General features: G+C 70.6%; 13 protein-coding genes and 2 pseudogenes. 9 read left to right on the forward strand and 6 right to left on the reverse strand.

All coding sequences use genetic code 11. The annotated features are described in order from the left end of the window. Positions 1-153: 153 nt before the first annotated feature. The 5 genes from OG306_RS10665 to OG306_RS10685 all read left to right on the forward strand — a co-directional run bounded on the left by OG306_RS10665 (position 154) and on the right by OG306_RS10685 (position 4,083). Positions 154-1,140, forward strand: a complete 987-nt coding sequence (locus OG306_RS10665; RefSeq protein ID WP_266745862.1) for an ABC transporter ATP-binding protein — start codon at positions 154-156, stop codon at positions 1,138-1,140. Continuing rightward, complete coding sequence (locus OG306_RS10670) at positions 1,140-1,862, forward strand: ABC transporter permease (protein WP_266745863.1); 723 nt, start codon at positions 1,140-1,142, stop codon at positions 1,860-1,862. Before OG306_RS10665 ends, OG306_RS10670 begins: the two co-directional genes overlap by 1 nt. A gap of 65 nt (positions 1,863-1,927) precedes the next feature. Next, positions 1,928-3,193, forward strand: a complete 1,266-nt coding sequence (locus tag OG306_RS10675) for a sensor histidine kinase (RefSeq protein ID WP_371666225.1) — start codon at positions 1,928-1,930, stop codon at positions 3,191-3,193. Positions 3,194-3,285: 92 nt separating this feature from the next. Further along, positions 3,286-3,432 carry a hypothetical protein gene (locus OG306_RS10680; protein ID WP_266745865.1) on the forward strand — a complete coding sequence of 49 codons (147 nt, stop codon included), beginning with the start codon at positions 3,286-3,288 and terminating at the stop codon, positions 3,430-3,432. Between the two features lie 12 nt (positions 3,433-3,444). Further along, on the forward strand, positions 3,445-4,083 hold the full coding sequence (locus tag OG306_RS10685; RefSeq protein WP_266745866.1) for a response regulator transcription factor: 639 nt from the start codon (positions 3,445-3,447) through the stop codon (positions 4,081-4,083). 47 nt (positions 4,084-4,130) lie between these two features. Here OG306_RS10685 and OG306_RS10690 read toward each other — a convergent pair whose 3' ends face one another. Together OG306_RS10690 and OG306_RS10695 are read right to left on the reverse strand one after the other, a co-directional pair. Then, complete coding sequence (locus OG306_RS10690) at positions 4,131-5,327, reverse strand: lipid-transfer protein (RefSeq protein WP_266752154.1); 1,197 nt, start codon at positions 5,325-5,327, stop codon at positions 4,131-4,133. Positions 5,328-5,419: 92 nt separating this feature from the next. Further along, positions 5,420-7,729 (reverse strand): acyl-CoA dehydrogenase, encoded by a 2,310-nt coding sequence (locus OG306_RS10695; RefSeq protein ID WP_266745867.1) that lies wholly within the window; start codon positions 7,727-7,729, stop codon positions 5,420-5,422. Positions 7,730-7,997: 268 nt separating this feature from the next. Between OG306_RS10695 and OG306_RS10700 the strand changes: the two genes are divergently transcribed. Then, positions 7,998-9,794, forward strand: a complete 1,797-nt coding sequence (locus OG306_RS10700; RefSeq protein WP_371665244.1) for an MFS transporter — start codon at positions 7,998-8,000, stop codon at positions 9,792-9,794. On the opposite strand, the gene pepE is transcribed toward OG306_RS10700, so the two are convergent. Continuing rightward, the gene (pepE, locus tag OG306_RS10705) at positions 9,757-10,485 is read right to left on the reverse strand and encodes a dipeptidase PepE (RefSeq protein ID WP_266752155.1); all 729 of its coding nucleotides are present in this window, start codon (positions 10,483-10,485) and stop codon (positions 9,757-9,759) included. The two genes, OG306_RS10700 and pepE, sit on opposite strands and share 38 nt — an antisense overlap. 29 nt (positions 10,486-10,514) lie before the next feature. After that, a pseudogene (locus OG306_RS10710) lies at positions 10,515-10,835 on the reverse strand (IclR family transcriptional regulator domain-containing protein); the annotation flags it as partial. A 327-nt stretch (positions 10,836-11,162) separates the two neighbouring features. On the opposite strand from OG306_RS10710, the gene OG306_RS10715 reads away from it, so the two are divergent. Continuing rightward, positions 11,163-11,426 (forward strand): type II toxin-antitoxin system Phd/YefM family antitoxin, encoded by a 264-nt coding sequence (locus OG306_RS10715; RefSeq protein WP_266745869.1) that lies wholly within the window; start codon positions 11,163-11,165, stop codon positions 11,424-11,426. Here OG306_RS10715 and OG306_RS10720 read toward each other — a convergent pair. Further along, positions 11,423-13,050, reverse strand: a pseudogene (locus OG306_RS10720) (IS200/IS605 family accessory protein TnpB-related protein). The gene OG306_RS10715 and the pseudogene OG306_RS10720 sit on opposite strands and share 4 nt — an antisense overlap. A 180-nt stretch (positions 13,051-13,230) precedes the next feature. Here OG306_RS10720 and OG306_RS10725 point away from each other — a divergent pair. Then, a complete protein-coding gene (locus tag OG306_RS10725) occupies positions 13,231-13,689 on the forward strand; it encodes a type II toxin-antitoxin system VapC family toxin (RefSeq protein ID WP_266745871.1) in 459 nt (152 codons plus the stop codon). Positions 13,690-13,992: 303 nt separating this feature from the next. Here the strand turns inward: OG306_RS10725 and OG306_RS10730 are convergent, their stop codons facing one another. After that, positions 13,993-14,925 (reverse strand): UTP--glucose-1-phosphate uridylyltransferase, encoded by a 933-nt coding sequence (locus tag OG306_RS10730; RefSeq protein WP_266745872.1) that lies wholly within the window; start codon positions 14,923-14,925, stop codon positions 13,993-13,995. A 359-nt stretch (positions 14,926-15,284) separates the two neighbouring features. Here OG306_RS10730 and OG306_RS10735 point away from each other — a divergent pair, with 359 nt between their 5' ends. After that, complete coding sequence (locus tag OG306_RS10735; RefSeq protein ID WP_266752156.1) at positions 15,285-15,872, forward strand: class I SAM-dependent methyltransferase; 588 nt, start codon at positions 15,285-15,287, stop codon at positions 15,870-15,872. Positions 15,873-15,909: the final 37 nt, after the last annotated feature.

Here is a 15,909-nt window from a genome sequence, read left to right on the forward strand (position 1 = left end):
ATGTATAACGCAGCGCCCATCCGTTGTGAAGACCGCTGCTGACGCGGCGTCAGATCGGGCGTCCGGTCGGACCCCGGCCATGACATTTGTCATGGCGAAGTCCGTACACACACCTCTGCCGGAGTGCCGGGCGCCCTCCGTAGCGTCGTGGTCATGAAGCAGACAACGGGGAGTTCGGCCGCGGTGGTCCTCACCGCGGTGGTCAAGACCTTCGGCCGGGCGGGGCGGACCGTACGAGCCGTGGACGGGATCGATCTGTCCATCGGCCGCGGCGAGACCGTGGCCCTGCTGGGCCGCAACGGCGCGGGCAAGTCCACCGCCATCGGCCTCCTGCTGGGGCTGAACGAGCCGGACTCCGGCCGGGTGCGGGTGCTGGGCCGGACCCCCGGGCAGGCGGTCCGGGCCGGTCTGGTCGGCGCGATGCTCCAGGACGGGCGGCCCATCCAGCGCGTCACCGTCCGCGAACTGATCGCCTTCGTCGCCTCCACCTACCCGCGGCCGATGCCGGTGGCCGAGGCGCTCTCGCTGGCGGGCGTCTCCACGTACGCGAACCGGCGCATCGACAAGCTCTCCGGCGGCCAGACCCAGCGCGTCCGCTTCGCCGTCGCGCTGGCCGGCAACCCCGAGCTGATCGTCCTGGACGAGCCGACCGCCGCTCTGGACGTGGAGGCACGCCGCACGTTCTGGGACTCGATGCGGGCCTACGCCCGGCGCGGCAACACCGTCCTCTTCTCCACCCACTACCTGGAGGAGGCCGACGAGAACGCCGACCGGATCGTCGTCGTCGACCGGGGCCGGGTCGTCGCGGACGGCAGCGGGGACACGATCAGGGGCTCGGCCGGCAGCAGTCTCGTCTCCTTCGACCTGGCGGGCCGGCCGGCCGGGGGCCTGGAGCTGCTGCCCGGGGTCGTGACCGTCGAGGTGTCCGGGGACCGGGCGCTGCTGCACACGGACGACTCGGACGCCACCGTCATGGAGCTGGCCCGGCTGGGCGCGATCCGTGACCTCCAGGTCTCCCGGGCCACGCTGGAGGACGCGTTCCTCTCCTTGACCTCACCGGCCGCCGCAGTGCCCGTAAGCGACTCCGGGTCCAAGTCCGGGTCCGAGTCCGAGTCCGACTTCGAAGGGGAGACCGTGTGATGTACCGCTACATCGTGCTCGAAATCCGCCGGACCCTGCGCGACGGTTTCTTCCTGATCTTCGGGACCGGGATGCCGGTGATGATGTACCTGCTCTTCACCAACATCGGCGGGGGCGACGGCGTCGACGGCTGGAAGACCGCCTCGATGGTCGGCATGGCCGCGTACGGGGCACTGGGCTCCGCCATGTCGATCGGTACGGGGGTCGCCTCCGACAAGACGCTCGGCTGGCTCCAGCAGCTGCGGGTCACCCCCCTCGCCCCTTCGCAGGTGGTCGTGGGGCGGGCCATCAGCGGCTCGGTGACCGTCCTGCCGACGATCCTGACGGTGCTGCTGGCCGGTGGACTGCTCAACGGGGTGCGGCTGGACGCCTGGCAGTGGATCACGCTGGCGCTGCTGCTGTGGATCGGCGCGCTGCCGTTCACGCTGCTCGGCCTCGGCAACGGCTACCGGCTCACCCCGCAGGGCACCGGAGTGGTCAACGTGGCCTGCTTGATGGGCTTCGCGATCGTCGGCGGGCTGTGGTTCCCGCTGGAGCTGCTGCCAAAATGGCTGCGCTCCGTCGGCAGGTTCACCCCTGCCAACCGGTTCGCGGATCTGGGCTGGGCGACCACCGACGGGCACGCGCCCGGCACCGGAACGGTCGTGGTCCTCTGCGCATGGCTCCTGCTGTTCGGTACGTACGCCGTGATCTCCTACCGTCGGTCCGCGAGGACCGTATGACCAGAGAGGACCGTATGACCGGAGAGGACTGCATGACCGGAGAAGACCACCGGACAGAAATGGACATGGCCAGGAACCGGACGGACACGGGGGCGAATGCCCGCCCGGGGAGATGGCGGAACCGGCGCAGACGGCGCGACAACCGGCGCCCGGGACCGCCCGGACCGTACACCCTGCTGCCCTGGCTGCTGATGGGCCTGGGCTCCTTCTCCAACCTCTTCCAGGGAGAGGCCCCCAACCCGTGGCTCGGCGGCCTCGGGCTGCTCACCTTCAACTCCCTCTACGTCTCTGTGGTGTTCCGCGGCTTCCACAAGAAGAAGCGTGAAAGCCCGGTCACGTACTGGCTGCTCACCGCGATGGCCACCGTGACGTTCGCGCTGGCGATCGGCTACGGCGGCAGCTGGCTGCTGTTCTTCCCGCTGCTCTCGCTGGCCTGCGGCACCGTCCTGCGCCACCGGCAGCTCGCCGCCGGCCTGCTCTCGCTGGCCGTGGTCGCCACCCTCGTCGCGGTGTGGCGCGGCAACGGCGGCTCGGACCCGTGGACCATCGGCTACGGCACGTTCATCTCGGGCGCGGTGACGGCCGCGATCCTCACCCTCGCGGAGACCGTGATGGAACTGCGCGCCACCCGGCAGGAGTTGGCCCGTACGGCCGTCGAGAAGGAGCGGCTGCGGTTCTCCCGCGATCTGCACGACCTGCTGGGCCACACCCTCTCCGTGATCGTGGTCAAGTCGGAGGCCGCGCGCCGCCTCGCACCGCGCGACATGAACGCCGCGCTCACCCAGGTCGCCGACATAGAGTCCGTCGGCCGCCAGGCCCTCACCGAGATCCGGGAGGCCGTCACCGGCTATCGGGAGGGGAGCCTCGCGACCGAACTGGACCGGGCCCGGTCCGCGCTGACCGCCGCCGGGATCGAGCCGGTGCTCCGCCGCTCGGGACCGCCGCTCGCCCCGCAGTCGGAGGCGCTGCTGGGCTGGGTGGTGCGGGAGGCCGTCACCAACGTCGTACGCCACTCCCACGCCACCACCTGCTCGTTCGTGGTCGACGGCAACGCCGAACGGGTCCGGCTGACGGTCACGGACGACGGCCGCGGCCCCGGCGCACCGGCCACACCCGGCATCGGCGGCACCGGACTGACCGGCCTCACCGAGCGCCTCGCCGCGACGGGCGGCTCGCTGCGGGCGGGCCCGGGGCCGCAGGGCGGCTTCGTCCTCACCGCGGAACTCCCGGCGGAACTCCCGGCAAAACTCGCGGCGGACATGCCGGTCGGCATGCCGGACGAGGCCGCTTCCGGCGCAGCATCAGACCCCCCTCGCGCGCGGGAGAGGTGAACGGGGCCCGGAACACCGTACGACGCAGTCCGTTCGTGTGCTTCTCCCAGGAAGGCGCGCCTCTTCACCTCGCGGCATGTCACCGTATGCGCGTGATCACACTCAATCGGTCAGCAGTCGCCGCTACGGCGACAGCCGGCGGGCAGAAGACGGGCGTCATCACCACCCACGGCAAGGGCATGAACAAGTGCCCCGGCTTCGGGGCACGCGGCGGACGCTCGCAGGGGTGCCCGGTCTGAGAGGCTGACCGTATGACTGACATGCCCGGCGGGCGGCCCTCGAAGTGTGTACGTGTCCTGCTCGCCGAGGACCAGGGCATGATGCGCGGTGCGCTGGCCCTGCTGCTCGGTCTGGAGCCGGACATCGAGGTCGTCGCGCAGGTGGCCGCCGGGGACGAGATCGTGAACGCCGCCCTGCTGTCCCGCCCCGATGTGGCGCTGCTGGACATCGAGCTCCCGGGCCGCAGCGGTCTGGACGCCGCCGCCGAGCTGCGCGAGGAGGTGCCGGACTGCCGGGTGCTGATCCTGACCACGTTCGGCCGGCCCGGCTATCTGCGCCGGGCCATGGAGGCCGGGGCCGCGGGGTTCCTGGTCAAGGACGGCCCCGTCGAGGAACTCGCCACCGCGATCCGCCAGGTGCTCAGGGGCGAGACGGTGATCGACCCGGCGCTGGCCGCCGCCGCGCTCAGCGCCGGGCCGAGTCCGCTGACCGCGCGGGAACGGGACGCGCTGAACGCCTCCGTGGACGGGGCGACGGTCGCCGACATCGCGGCGAAGCTGCATCTGTCCGAGTCGACAGTGCGCAACTATCTGTCGTCGGCCATCGGTAAGACGGGCACCCGCAATCGCATGGAGGCGGTCCGGGCGGCGCGGCAACAGGGTTGGCTGTAGGGCCTCTCGTCCGGATCGCGCCGGGTTCGTCCGCCCCGGCCCCCGCACTACCGCCGCAGCAACGTCACCACCGCTGCCCCGCCGAGCCCGATGTTGTGCGCAAGGCCGATCCGGGCGTCCTTCACCTGCCGCCCCTGCGCCTCTCCCCTGAGCTGCCAGGTCAGTTCCGCGGCCTGGGCGATTCCGGTGGCGCCGAGCGGGTGTCCCTTGGAGATCAGTCCGCCGGACGGGTTGACCACCCATCGGCCGCCGTACGTGGTGGCCCCCGACTCGACGAGCTTGCCGGACTCCCCCTCGCCGCACAGGCCGAGCGCCTCGTAGGTGAGGAGTTCGTTGATGGAGAAGCAGTCGTGCAGCTCGATGACGTCGAGGTCGGCGGCCGAAAGCCCCGAGGCCTCGTACACCTGCCGGGCGGCGGCGCGCGACATCGGCTGTCCCACGGCGTCGACGCAGGTACCGGAGGCGAAGGAGTCGCCGGTGTCGGTGGTCATGGCCTGGGCGACGATCTCGACGGCCCGGTCGCCCAGACCGTGCTCCTCGACGAAGCGTTCCGATACGACGACGGCGGCGGCCGCCCCGTCGGAGGTGGGTGAGCACTGGAGTTTGGTCAGCGGGCGGTGGATGATCTTCGCGGCGAGGATCTCCTCGACCGTGTACGGGTCCTGGAACTGGGCGTACGGGTTGTTCACCGAGTGCCGGTGGTTCTTGGCGCCGACCGCGGCGAGCTGCGCCTCGGTCGTCCCGTAGCGTTCCATGTGCTCGCGGGCCGCGTTGCCGAATATCTGGGCGGTGGGCGGGCTCATCTCGAAACCGTGGGCGGCGGCCATGATCCCGTAGTGCCGGGCGACGGGTGATGTCTTGAAATCCGCGGCACCCCCGTCGGCACCACCGCCCCCGAGCGCGCCGCGCGTCATCTTCTCGAAGCCGAGCGCGAGGACGCAGTCGCTGCCGCCGCCCTCGACGAACTGCCGGGCCATCATCAGCGCCGTGGAGCCGGTGGCGCAGTTGTTGTTGACGTTGTAGACGGGCACTCCGGTCAGTCCGAGTTCGTACACGGCGCGCTGACCGGCGGTGGATGCCTGGAAGCAGTAGCCGACGACGGCCTGCTGGATCTGCTCGTACGCGAGGGAGGCATCGGCGAGCGCCGCCGTCCCGGCCTCCTTCGCCATGTCCCAGTACTGCCAGTCGCGGGTCTCGGGCTTCTCGAACTTCGTCATTCCGACACCGACGATGTACGCCTTCATGAGTTTCATGGGCTTCATGGGCTTGGACTTCATGGGCTTGGACTTCATGGGCTTCATGGGATTCACGGGCAAGTCCCTTCCGTTCCATCGCGTCAATCGCGCGGGAGGCCGAGGATGCGCTCGGCGACGACATTGAGCTGAACCTGCGTGGTGCCGCCCGCGATGGTCAGACAGCGGGACATCAGGAAGCCGTGCAGGGCCCGCTCCCCCGCCCCTTCGCCGACCGCGCCGGCCGGGCCGAGGAGTTCGAGGGCCAGTTCGGCGACCTTCTGCTGGTGGGCGGTCTGGACGAGCTTGCGTACGGAGGCTCCCGCGCCCGGTTCGAGTCCCGAGACCTGTTGCAGGGTGGTCCGCAGTCCGATGCAGGCGAGTGCGTGGGCCTCGGCCGCGAGTGCTCCGATCCGGGCCCGGTACGTGCCGTCGAGTTCGCCGGAGCGGGCGATCAGTGCTTCCAGGCCGGTGTCGAAGGTCATCTGGTCGGCCATGTGGACGCGTTCGTTGCCGAGGGTGTTGCGGGCGACCCGCCAGCCGTCGTCGATCTCGCCGACGACGGCGTCGGCGGGCAACAGGACGTCGTCGAAGTACACCTCGTTGAAGAGGGAGTCGCCGGTGATCTCCTTCAGCGGGCGGATGTCGATGCCCTCGGTGTTCTTCATGTCGACGAGGAAGTAGCTGAGGCCCTGGTGCTTGGGGGCGTCCGGGTCGGTCCTGGCCAGCAGGATTCCGTGGTCGGCCCACTGGGCGGCGCTCGTCCACACCTTCTGTCCGTTGATCCGCCAGCCTTCGCCGGTCCGCTCCGCCCTCGTCCGGAGCGAGGCGAGGTCGGAGCCCGCGCCGGGCTCGGAGAACAGTTGGCACCAGAGGAGCTCGCCGCGCAGGGTGGGCAGCAGATAGCGGTCCTGCTGTGCTGCCGTGCCGTGGGCGAGGAGCGAGGGGACGACCCAGGTGGCGATCCCGAGATCGCTCAGCTTCACGCCCTGTTCCTTCAACTCCTGTTGTACGACGAGTTGTTGGACGGGTCCGGCGCCGAGACCGTAGGGGTCGGGGAGGTAGGGGGCGGCGTATCCGGTCGGCGCGAGCGCGCGACGGGCGGCCTTCGGGTCGAGACCGCGGGCGACGGCTACGGCCTCGCGTGCCTCGGCCCGGTACGCCGCGGCCCCGGCGGGAAGTTCGAGGGCGAGTTCGCGGCGCGCCCCGCTCTCGGCCAGCCGGACGGCCCGCAGCCGGTGGGCGTCACCGGCCCCCAGCAGTTGCCGGGCCATCACGGTCCGGCGCAGATACAGGTGGGCGTCGTGCTCCCAGGTGAAGCCGATGCCGCCGAGGATCTGAATACAGTCCTTGGCGCAGCCGTACGCGGCGTCGAGGGCGTCCGACGCGGCGAGGGCGGCGACCATGGAGCGTACGTCCAAGGTCGCCTCCCCTTCAGCCTCTTCGGCGGCGCGGGCCGCGTCCCACACCAGCGCGCGGGCCCGCTCGACCCGTACGAGCATGTCGGCGCAGAGGTGCTTGATGCCCTGGAACTGCCCGATGGGGCGGCCGAACTGCTCGCGGACCTTGGCGTGTTCGGTTGCGGTGTGCAGCGCCTTGGCCGCGGTTCCGCACGCCTCGGCGGAGAAGAGGACGGCGGCGAGGTCGCGGACGCGCGCGGTGTCGGTCCGTACGACGCGTTCCGCGGGAACAAGTACGCCCTCGGCGCGGATCTCGGCCGTGGGGCGGGTCGGGTCGGCGCTGCGGTGCGGGCGGACGGTCAGCCCTTCGGCGTCGGCGTCGACGGCGAACCAGAGGGTGCCGGTGGCCGATTCGGCGGAGAGCAGGAGGAGGTCGGCGTCGGCGCCGGAGAGGACGGGCGGGGCGGTGCCGTCGAGCAGATGGCCGTCGCCGTGCTCGACGGCGGTGAGGGTGCCGGGGCCGAGCGCGACGGCGCCGACGCGTGCGCCGGCGGCAAGGCCGTGGATCAGGTCACGCACCGGCCCACCCACCGGTCCGCTTGCCGATTCGCGTACGGGTACATGTACTGGTTCGCCTGCCGGCTCGGGTACCGGTTCGCGTACCGGTTCGCCTGCCGGCTCTCTCGTCGGTTCGCCCGAGCCCGCCGTGTGCAGTACGGCGGAGGCGAGGACGCTCGCCAGATACGGGCCCGGAAGCGCGGCCCGGCCCGCCTCCTCCAGGACCACGGCCAGATCGAGGAGTTGGCCGCCCCCGCCTCCGCACTCCTCGGGCAGATGGATGGCGAGGAGGCCCTGCTCGGCCAGCCCGTCCCAGTACCCGGGGCGCACGCCGGGGGAATCGGGGGCGTCCGCGTCGAGGAGCTTGCGTATCTCCTCCGACGGCACGGCGCGCGCCAGCCACCCCCGTACGGCCTGTGCCAACTCCCTCTGCTCTTCGGTGATTCCGATGCCCATGCGGATCCTCGCCGGTCGCAGCCACTGGAACGGCGCAAGAGTAGAACACGTTCCATTCTGACGGAAGGTCAGATGGCCGTCGGATCGGCGCGCGCTCCGGTCCGAGTGCACAGTTGCGCCCCCATTCGTACCGCGTTCACCGGAATACCCCGGGCAGGTGGAAGGTTTCACCGTGCACACACTTGGCGGTCGGTGCTGCCCGCCCCGGACCCGAACCCCGTACTCGCCCTCGACAAACCCTCGATCACGCCGCCCGGAGGCCACGCGTATGCCACAGACGACGAACGGACAGCACGCCGGGGAACTCCACGATCCGCGGCCGCGCAAGGCGGGCGGCGGGGTCGTCCCCGTGCTCGCCTTCGCGGGCATCACCGTCGCGGTGATGCAGACCCTGCTCGTCCCCGTCATCAAGGATCTGCCCGCCCTTCTGCACACCGATCCGTCCAACGCCACCTGGGTGATGACCGCGACCCTGCTGGCGGGGGCCGTCTCGACGCCGATCATGGGGCGGCTCGGCGATCTCTACGGCAAGCGCAAGATGCTGCTCGCCAGTCTCGCCGTGATGGTGATCGGTTCTCTGATATGCGCCTTCACCGACGATCTCGTCGTCATGATCGGGGGGCGCGCGCTCCAGGGCTTCGCCATGGGCGCCATCCCGCTGGGCATCGGCATCATGCGTGACGAGCTGCCGCGCGAGAAGCTCGGCTCGGCGATGGCGCTGATGAGTTCGTCGATCGGGGTGGGCGGCGGACTCGCGCTGCCCGCCGCCGCGCTGGTCGCCCAGCACTCCGACTGGCACACCCTGTTCTTCGGCTCGGCCGGTCTCGGTGTGCTGTCGATGGCGCTGACCTTCCTCGCCGTCCCCGAGCCCACGCTGCGCGCGCCCGGCCGCTTCGATCTCATCGGCGCACTCGGGCTCTCGCTCGGGCTGGTCTGTCTGCTGCTGCCCATCACCAAGGGCAGTGACTGGGGCTGGACCTCGGGAACCACGCTCGGACTGATCGCCGCCGCCCTGGTGATTCTCGTCCTGTGGGGCCTCTTCGAGCTGCGCAGCCCGGCGCCGCTGGTCGACCTGCGGACCACGGCCCGGCGCGAGGTGCTGCTCACCAACCTCGCCTCGATCATGGTCGGGGTCGCGTTCTACGCCGTCTCGCTGGTCCTGCCGCAGCTGCTCCAGCTGCCGGTGTCGACGGGGTACGGACTCGGCCGGTCGATGGTGGTCGCGGGGCTGTGCGTGGCGCCGCTCGGTCTGACGATGATGTTCGTCGCCCCGCTGTACGCCCGGCTGTCCGCCCGCCGGGGCCCCAAGGTGTCGCTGATGCTCGGCATGCTGATCATCGCGATCGGTTACGGGGCGGGGCTCGGGCTGATGAGCGCCCCGTGGCAGACCGTGGTGATCGCGGTGGTGATCGGGGCCGGTATCGGACTCGCGTACTCCTCGCTGCCCGCGCTGATCATCGGGGCCGTCGATCCGTCCGAGACGGGTGCGGCCACCGGCCTGAACACCCTGATGCGGTCGATCGGTACGTCGGTGTCGAGCGCCGTGATCGGCATGGTGCTGGCCAACACCTCGGTGCGGACGGGCGGGGTGCCGCTGCCGTCGATGGAGGGGTTCCGCATCTCGTTCGGGATCGCGGCGGGTGCGGTGGTGATCGGGCTGGTGCTGGCCACGTTCCTGCCGTCGCAGCGCGACGCGATGCGCCCGGCGCTGCTGGCGAGCAGCGAGGACGACGCGTCGGCCCCCGCACTCTCCACGTCCCGTCCCGTGACCGGTTCGGGCGGCTTCCGCGGCCGGGTGCTGGACGCGGACGGTAAGCCGGTGGCCCGCGCCAACGTCACGCTGATCGACCACCGGGGCCGGCAGGCCGGGCTCACCGTGGCGGACGAGGACGGCCACTACCTGCTGGCCGCCCCGTCCCGCGGCGCCTACGTGCTGGCCGGGTCGGCCACCGGATACGCGCCGCGCGCCTACCCGGCGGCCTACCCCGGCGACGGGCTGCCGGTCGACGCCGATCTGGTGCTGGCGATCAGCGCACCGGAGCGTCGAACCGCGGTGTCGTCGTGAGCAGATGAGAGACGTCCGACCCGGCCGGCAGCTCCTGCGGCCCGGCGCCGCGGGTGAACAGCCGGGCGGGGCGGGCGCCCTGCACCCGGGCCTGGCGGCCGTTGACCCGCAGCCATGACCCTTCGCGCAGGCCGAGGACCGGCACGTCGTTCTCCTCCAGGAACTCGGTGAGCCGCTCCTCGCGGGTCTCGCCCTTGTGGGTGCTCTCCGGGTCCGGGTCCAGGTAGTGCGGGTTGATCTGGAACGGGACGAGGCCGAGCGTCTCGAAGGACGGCGGCTGCACGATGGGCATGTCGTTGGTGGTACGGAGGGTGGGCGCCGCCATGTTCGTACCGGCGCTGGCTCCCATGTACGGGAGCCCGCCCCGTACCGCTTCGGTCACGGCGTCCCGCAGGCCGGTCCGGTACAGGGCGCTCAGCAGCCGGAAGGAGTTTCCGCCACCGATGAACACGGCATCGGACGCGGCGAGTTCGGCGACCGGGTCGGCGTTCTCGTGGACCCCGCGGACAGTGATGCCGGACGGCTCGAGGGCATCGCGGACGCGTGCGGTGTACGCGGTGTAGTCGGCGAGCGCGTACGGCACGAAGGCCAGCCGGGCACCGGAGGGCAGGAACGCGGTGACGGTGTCGAGGGCGTGCTCCAGATAACCGCGGCCGTACTGGGTGGAATTGGAGAGCAGCAGCAGATTCACGGGGTTCCTCTTGGTTCTTTTCTGGATCATCAGGTAGTGGTGCGGGAGCGACGGGCGCGCGGCTTCGGGCGCTGCGGAGGCTGGGTGAGGCGCCTCTCCAGCAGCTGGGCCGCGTGGCGCAGGGCGTCGAGCCGGTCCTGCGGAGCCCCGCGGAAGAGCTCCTCGGCCCCGCCGAGGCTGAGGCTCCCGTACGGTTCGCGCCCGAGGAAGACCGGTACGGCGACGGTCGCGATGCCGGTGTCGTACTCGCCGGCCGTAAAGGCGTAACCCTGGGCGCGGACCTTGAGGAACTCCTCCTCCAGCCGGTCCGGATCGGTGACGGTCCGGTCGGTGAAGCGGGCCATCGGGCGAAGGCACCCTCCTCCCACACGAACCACACGGGCCGCACGGTCGGCCCGTCAGTCGCCACGCGGGCGGTGAGTGGCTGGCTGAGGAAAACATCAATGTCAAAGGGCGAAGACGTCACGCCTCCATGGTCGTTCTCCTGTCTGCGACCGGACACCCCGACCTTTGACCTACGGCCCTCAGGGCAAGCGGTGCCTGCCAACTCACTAGGATCGTCGCAACACACAGAGTGTTGCGACGATCCCTGGAATCCGCCATGCCGTCGGCGGGGCATACGCACTCTGCCGTGGCATCTGGTCGCACCCATAGCACCTCGCACTACCGTGGCTGCCATGACAGCGCAGCAGGAGATCACGCAACGCGACCTGCGCAACAGGTCCAAAGAAATCATGGACGCCGTCCAGGGCGGGCAGGCATTCACCCTCACGCGGGACGGACACCGCATCGGCGAGTTGATCCCGCTGCGCCGACGCAGGCGGTTCGTCCCGCGCGGCGAGTTCACCGCCATGTCCCGCACCGCTTCCGATATCTCGCTGGACGCCTTCCGAGCGGATCAGGACGCCACCGCCGAGCAGAGGCCGGACGACCGTTCCTAACCAGTGTGCATGAGTGGGTCCTGGACCCACTGATGTGTACTGGGCGCATCCCGAACGGTGTTGGATGCACTGGGTTGCCGCTTTCTCTTCCCGTTCGGTGGCACGTCTCTGGGGGCGTGGTCCGTTGCGGGTGGGCGGGTTCCCTCACGTCCTCGGGTGCCTGGCCCGGCCTGGGCGGTCCGATGCCCCGCACGATCACTCCGGTCGTGTGGGGGCGGTGCCGTCCGACGCCGGACCGGGTGTCCGAGGGCGCGTCGTCCGATCGCGATGCCGGCGGCATCATGACGGGACATCTTTCGCTTGGGGGTGGCCAGTGGTTTCTGCCAGTGCTGGGCACCCCACATCGAGGTGTAGGCGGGGTCGACCGCGACAACACTCAGGCCCTGTTCGGCGGCCATGGAGACCAGTCGGGCCTTGAGCCTTCCGGTCGGGATGCCGGAGATCAGCTGCCGGAACCTCTTCCTGCGGCCGTGTTTCTCGCGGGTCTTCTCGGTCGTGAAGTCGAGGTCTTCGATGCCGATCGCGGTCACGCTGCACCGCTTGGCCCAGTTGATCAGGCGGGTCAGGGCGTGGCGGATCTGTGCGTCGCGATGAGCGGTGGTGCCGGACAGGTCGTAGGGGAAGCGGCGCGGGTCGCCGATGGGGTTGCCGTGTGGGTCGAGGTGGTAGGCGGCGAAGTGGTCGGCGTTGGTGTCGACGCCGATCATGCCCCGGGCGCGGGCCGTCTCCAGCGGGATGGTCTGCACGGCGGGGCGTTGCCAGGACGCGGTGAGGTACCAGCGGCGACGGTCGGTGTCGAGGTAGATGCGGTAGGCCACGGACCGGTTCGCGGTGATGCGGTCGGCCCACTCCTGCCCCGGTGCGCGAACGCCACGGTCGAGGTGAGGATGTACCGGCCGTGCTTGGCGTTGGCCAGGTGGGCGAGCGGGGCGGGTAGTTTGATGCTGGCCTCGCCGTCCGGGGTGACGCGGATCGTTTCGTTCCCGAACCGCTTCCCGGACTCGCCGTCGGCGGCGATGAACCAGCGCTCCGCTTCCCAGCGTTCCCGCCACTGCTCCTCGGTCAGCCGGGCCTGGGTGAGGTGGTGGCGGGTGTTGAGGAGGCGTTTGCCGCCCCGCACGACCCGGACGCGTCCGGCCTGCCGGTCACGGACCGCAGCAGCGTGCCGCGCTTCCAGCGCCGCGAGACGGCGGGACTTGTGGAACCACTCGCCCTTGGAGCGGTAGCCACCGGCTGCCCGCTTGGTGCCCCTCGCGCCGACCGGGAGGGACAGGCGGTGCCGCAGCATCCCTATCCCGGCCTCCAGATTCCGGATGTGCGCCGCCTGACAACGGCGCGCCAGCGCCCACTGATCATGCGTGGCCTTGGTGATCGCCCCCGCGATCCGCGACGACGACACCCCGGTCAGGTCCCGCTTGCGCGACGCCCAGGTCTCCGCACCGTGCTCCAGGCCATCCGCACAACGGACCCTGAGGTCACGGGAAGCGAGCGCGCCTTGGTGCTCTCCGACCAGGCGGAGGACTTTCTCGTCCTGGGGTGTGAGGTGCTTGAGACGGTCCCGGACCGCCACCCCGCACGGCCCGGACACCACGAACGGCGCCGCCAACTCCCGCACACCACCCACCACAACACCCCCTCCCACGAGACCGGACACCCGCTACCCAGCCCAACGAGCACCAGCCGCCAAGGTCACCCATTCGGCCCCAGAACCCCCGTTCCCACCCCATGAAGCCGCCGACAGGACCCACTCCTGCTCACTAAAACTCACTTCAGCTCAGCAAACCGACAGCAGCTCACAACCCCTATGCCCGCTGAGTACCAACAGGGACTGCTCGACACCAACATCATGATTCTTCGCAGATGGGTGGATCCCCAGGAGCTCCCTGCCGAGGTGGCGATCAGCGCCATCACACTGGCCGAGCTTTCCGCCGGCCCCCACGAAGTACGGCGGAACGAAGAGCAGGACGACTACGACGAGTACGCCGAGCGGGCCCGTCGGCTGGACGTCCTTCAGCGTGCCGAGAACGAGTTCGACCCGATCCCCTTCGACGCGGAGGCGGCCCGCGTCTACGGCAGGGTCTGCGCTGCCGTGATCGGCGCCGGCCGCAAGCCGCGGCGCCGGGTGGCCGACTTGATGATCGCGTCCATCGCCATCGCCGAGGAGCTCCCCCTCTTCACTACGAACCCCGATGATTTCAAGGGACTGGACGACCTGCTCGCTGTTGTCCCCGTTACACGGCCGCAGGTGCTCCACGATCGGTAGGCCGCCGGGGACTCCCCGACCCGGGCTCACCCCACGTACGCCCCCGCCGATGCCGTCGGCGGGGGCGTACGGCATTTTGATCAGGATCTGGTCGAGCGTCTCGCCAGGGGCGGCGAGGACGGTGGACTTGGCGCGGGGAGGCCCAGGTCCTTCAGACAGCTGCAGGGGCAGCCCTGGACGGGGTTCACAGCCGGTCAAGTGTCGCGCTGGTCCACGCCACACGTTCGAAGACGCGCGGGGGTGCCATCGGTCGCTCCCTTCGGGCCGCTCGCCGAGTCCGGGCGGCCCGAAGGAAGCGGCGGATCAGCTCGTGACGGTGTCCCTGCCGGATACGGGGTGGTCGCCATCGCCGAGTTCGCGGGCGAGCCGGCGCAGGACGGGCCCGTACTCGGGGTGCGCGAGGGCGAAGGCCATCTGGGCGACGAGGTAGTCCGCCGGGTTGCCGGTGTCGTACCAACGACCGGAGATGACCTGCCCGTACACCGCGCGGTCCGCGGCGTAGGCGTTGATGGCGTCGGTCAGGTAGACCTCGCCCTCACGGTGCTCGTACCAGCGGTTGGTCTGCTCGCGCAGTTCGTCGATGATGCCGGGGGTGATGACGTAGCCGCCGATGGCGGCATACGCCGAGGGGGCGTCGGCCGGCTCGGGCTTTTCGACCAGGCCGGTGATACGCAGCAGGCCGTCGCCCAGGTCCTCCTTGACCACGGGCACGCCATAGCGCTGGGAGTCGGCGGGGCCCATCGGCATCAGGGCCAGTACCGGACAGTTGGTCACCTCATACGCGCGGATCAGCTGCTGGGCGCGGGGCACGTCGGCCACGAACACGTCGTCCGGCCAGAGCACCAGCATGGGTTCGTCACCGAAATTGCGGGCCGCGTTCAGCACCGGGGTGCCGTTGCCGTACGGACCGTGCTGGTCGAGGTAGGTGATGTGCCCTTGGCGGGCGAGTTCGGCGACCTCCTCCACAGCATCCGCATAGGCGGTCTTGCCGTCGGCGCGCAGCTGTTCGACCAGGGCGGGGTTGGGCCGGAAGTGGTCCTGAATCAGGGACTTGCCACCGGAGACGACGATGGTGATGTCCGTGATGCCGGACGCCACCAGTTCGCGCACGGTGTGCTCGATCACCGGCTTGTCGCCGACCGGCAGCATTTCCTTCGGGGTGGCCTTGGTCAGGGGCAGGAGGCGGGAGCCGAGTCCGGCGGCGGGGATCACAGCCCTGCGGATCCTCGGGGGCATCAGGTCTCTCTCGGTCGAACGGCAGGCCGTGCCGGCCGGCGCGGTGTGCTCCGACGCTACCAATGCGCCCGGCCGGCCGGGGACGTCAGCAACCCGGATCAGGTTCCCTTGTTCCTCCGCCCGCACCGGGCAACCGTCTCCCGCTTCTCCAGCACACCCACGCCCCGAAGCCACCGGCCGCCGCCACGTCGTCCAGAACGCCCCGCCGACGCCTTCGGCGGGGGCGTACGGCACCATGGGGCGCCGTCGAAACGCGCGCCCCGAAGACGCGTCCCCACCAGGAGGTACCCGTGCACGTCGAGTCCGTCGTCGAGCCCGAGCCCGAGATTCTCGCCGCCTTCCGGGCCGCCAAGGGCTTCATGCCGGTGGTCGAGGGGCTCGCGCTGTACCGGGCCGCCGCCGAGGCCGCCGCGCTGGGGCTGCCGGTCCTTGAGGTCGGGACGTACTGCGGGCGCTCCACCATCCTGCTCGCCGACGCCGCGCGGGCGGCCGGTGTGACGGCTCTCACCGTCGACCACCATCGCGGCAGCGAGGAACAGCAGCCCGGCTGGGAGTACCACGACCCGACCGTGGTGGACCCGGAGGTCGGCCGGATGGACACGTTGCCGACGTTCCGCAGGACCCTGCACGCGGCGGGTCTCGAAGACCATGTCGTGGCGCTGGTCGGACGGTCTGTGCGGGTCGCGGCCGTGTGGGGTGGGAAGCTCGGCCTGGTCTTCATCGACGGCGGTCACACCGACGAGCATGCGAACGGTGATTACGAGGGCTGGGCGCCGCACGTCGCGGAGGGCGGGCTGCTGGTGATCCACGATGTGTTCCCGGACCCCGCGCACGGGGGCCAGGCACCGTACCGGGTCTATCTGCGGGCGCTGGCCTCCGGTGCGTTCACCGAGGTCTCGGTGACGGATTCGCTGCGGGTGCTGCGGCGTACCGGAACGGGGATCTGAGTCCGGTCGGGCACGGAGCACGGAGCACGGGGACCCG

The organism is Streptomyces sp. NBC_01241, assembly GCF_041435435.1.
GTDB lineage: Bacteria > Actinomycetota > Actinomycetes > Streptomycetales > Streptomycetaceae > Streptomyces.

Bases quoted from the DNA above. Each gene is read 5' to 3' on its own strand.
- OG306_RS10700 (WP_371665244.1), top strand. From the start codon at position 7,998: ATGCCACAGACGACGAACGGACAGCACGCCGGGGAACTCCACGATCCG.
- OG306_RS10690 (WP_266752154.1), bottom strand. From the start codon at position 5,327: ATGAAGGCGTACATCGTCGGTGTCGGAATGACGAAGTTCGAGAAGCCC.
- OG306_RS10670 (WP_266745863.1), top strand. From the start codon at position 1,140: ATGTACCGCTACATCGTGCTCGAAATCCGCCGGACCCTGCGCGACGGT.
- OG306_RS10695 (WP_266745867.1), bottom strand. From the start codon at position 7,729: ATGGGCATCGGAATCACCGAAGAGCAGAGGGAGTTGGCACAGGCCGTA.
- OG306_RS10725 (WP_266745871.1), top strand. From the start codon at position 13,231: ATGCCCGCTGAGTACCAACAGGGACTGCTCGACACCAACATCATGATT.
- OG306_RS10675 (WP_371666225.1), top strand. From the start codon at position 1,928: ATGGCCAGGAACCGGACGGACACGGGGGCGAATGCCCGCCCGGGGAGA.
- OG306_RS10715 (WP_266745869.1), top strand. From the start codon at position 11,163: ATGACAGCGCAGCAGGAGATCACGCAACGCGACCTGCGCAACAGGTCC.
- OG306_RS10685 (WP_266745866.1), top strand. From the start codon at position 3,445: ATGACTGACATGCCCGGCGGGCGGCCCTCGAAGTGTGTACGTGTCCTG.
- OG306_RS10730 (WP_266745872.1), bottom strand. From the start codon at position 14,925: ATGCCCCCGAGGATCCGCAGGGCTGTGATCCCCGCCGCCGGACTCGGC.
- OG306_RS10735 (WP_266752156.1), top strand. From the start codon at position 15,285: ATGCCGGTGGTCGAGGGGCTCGCGCTGTACCGGGCCGCCGCCGAGGCC.
- OG306_RS10665 (WP_266745862.1), top strand. From the start codon at position 154: ATGAAGCAGACAACGGGGAGTTCGGCCGCGGTGGTCCTCACCGCGGTG.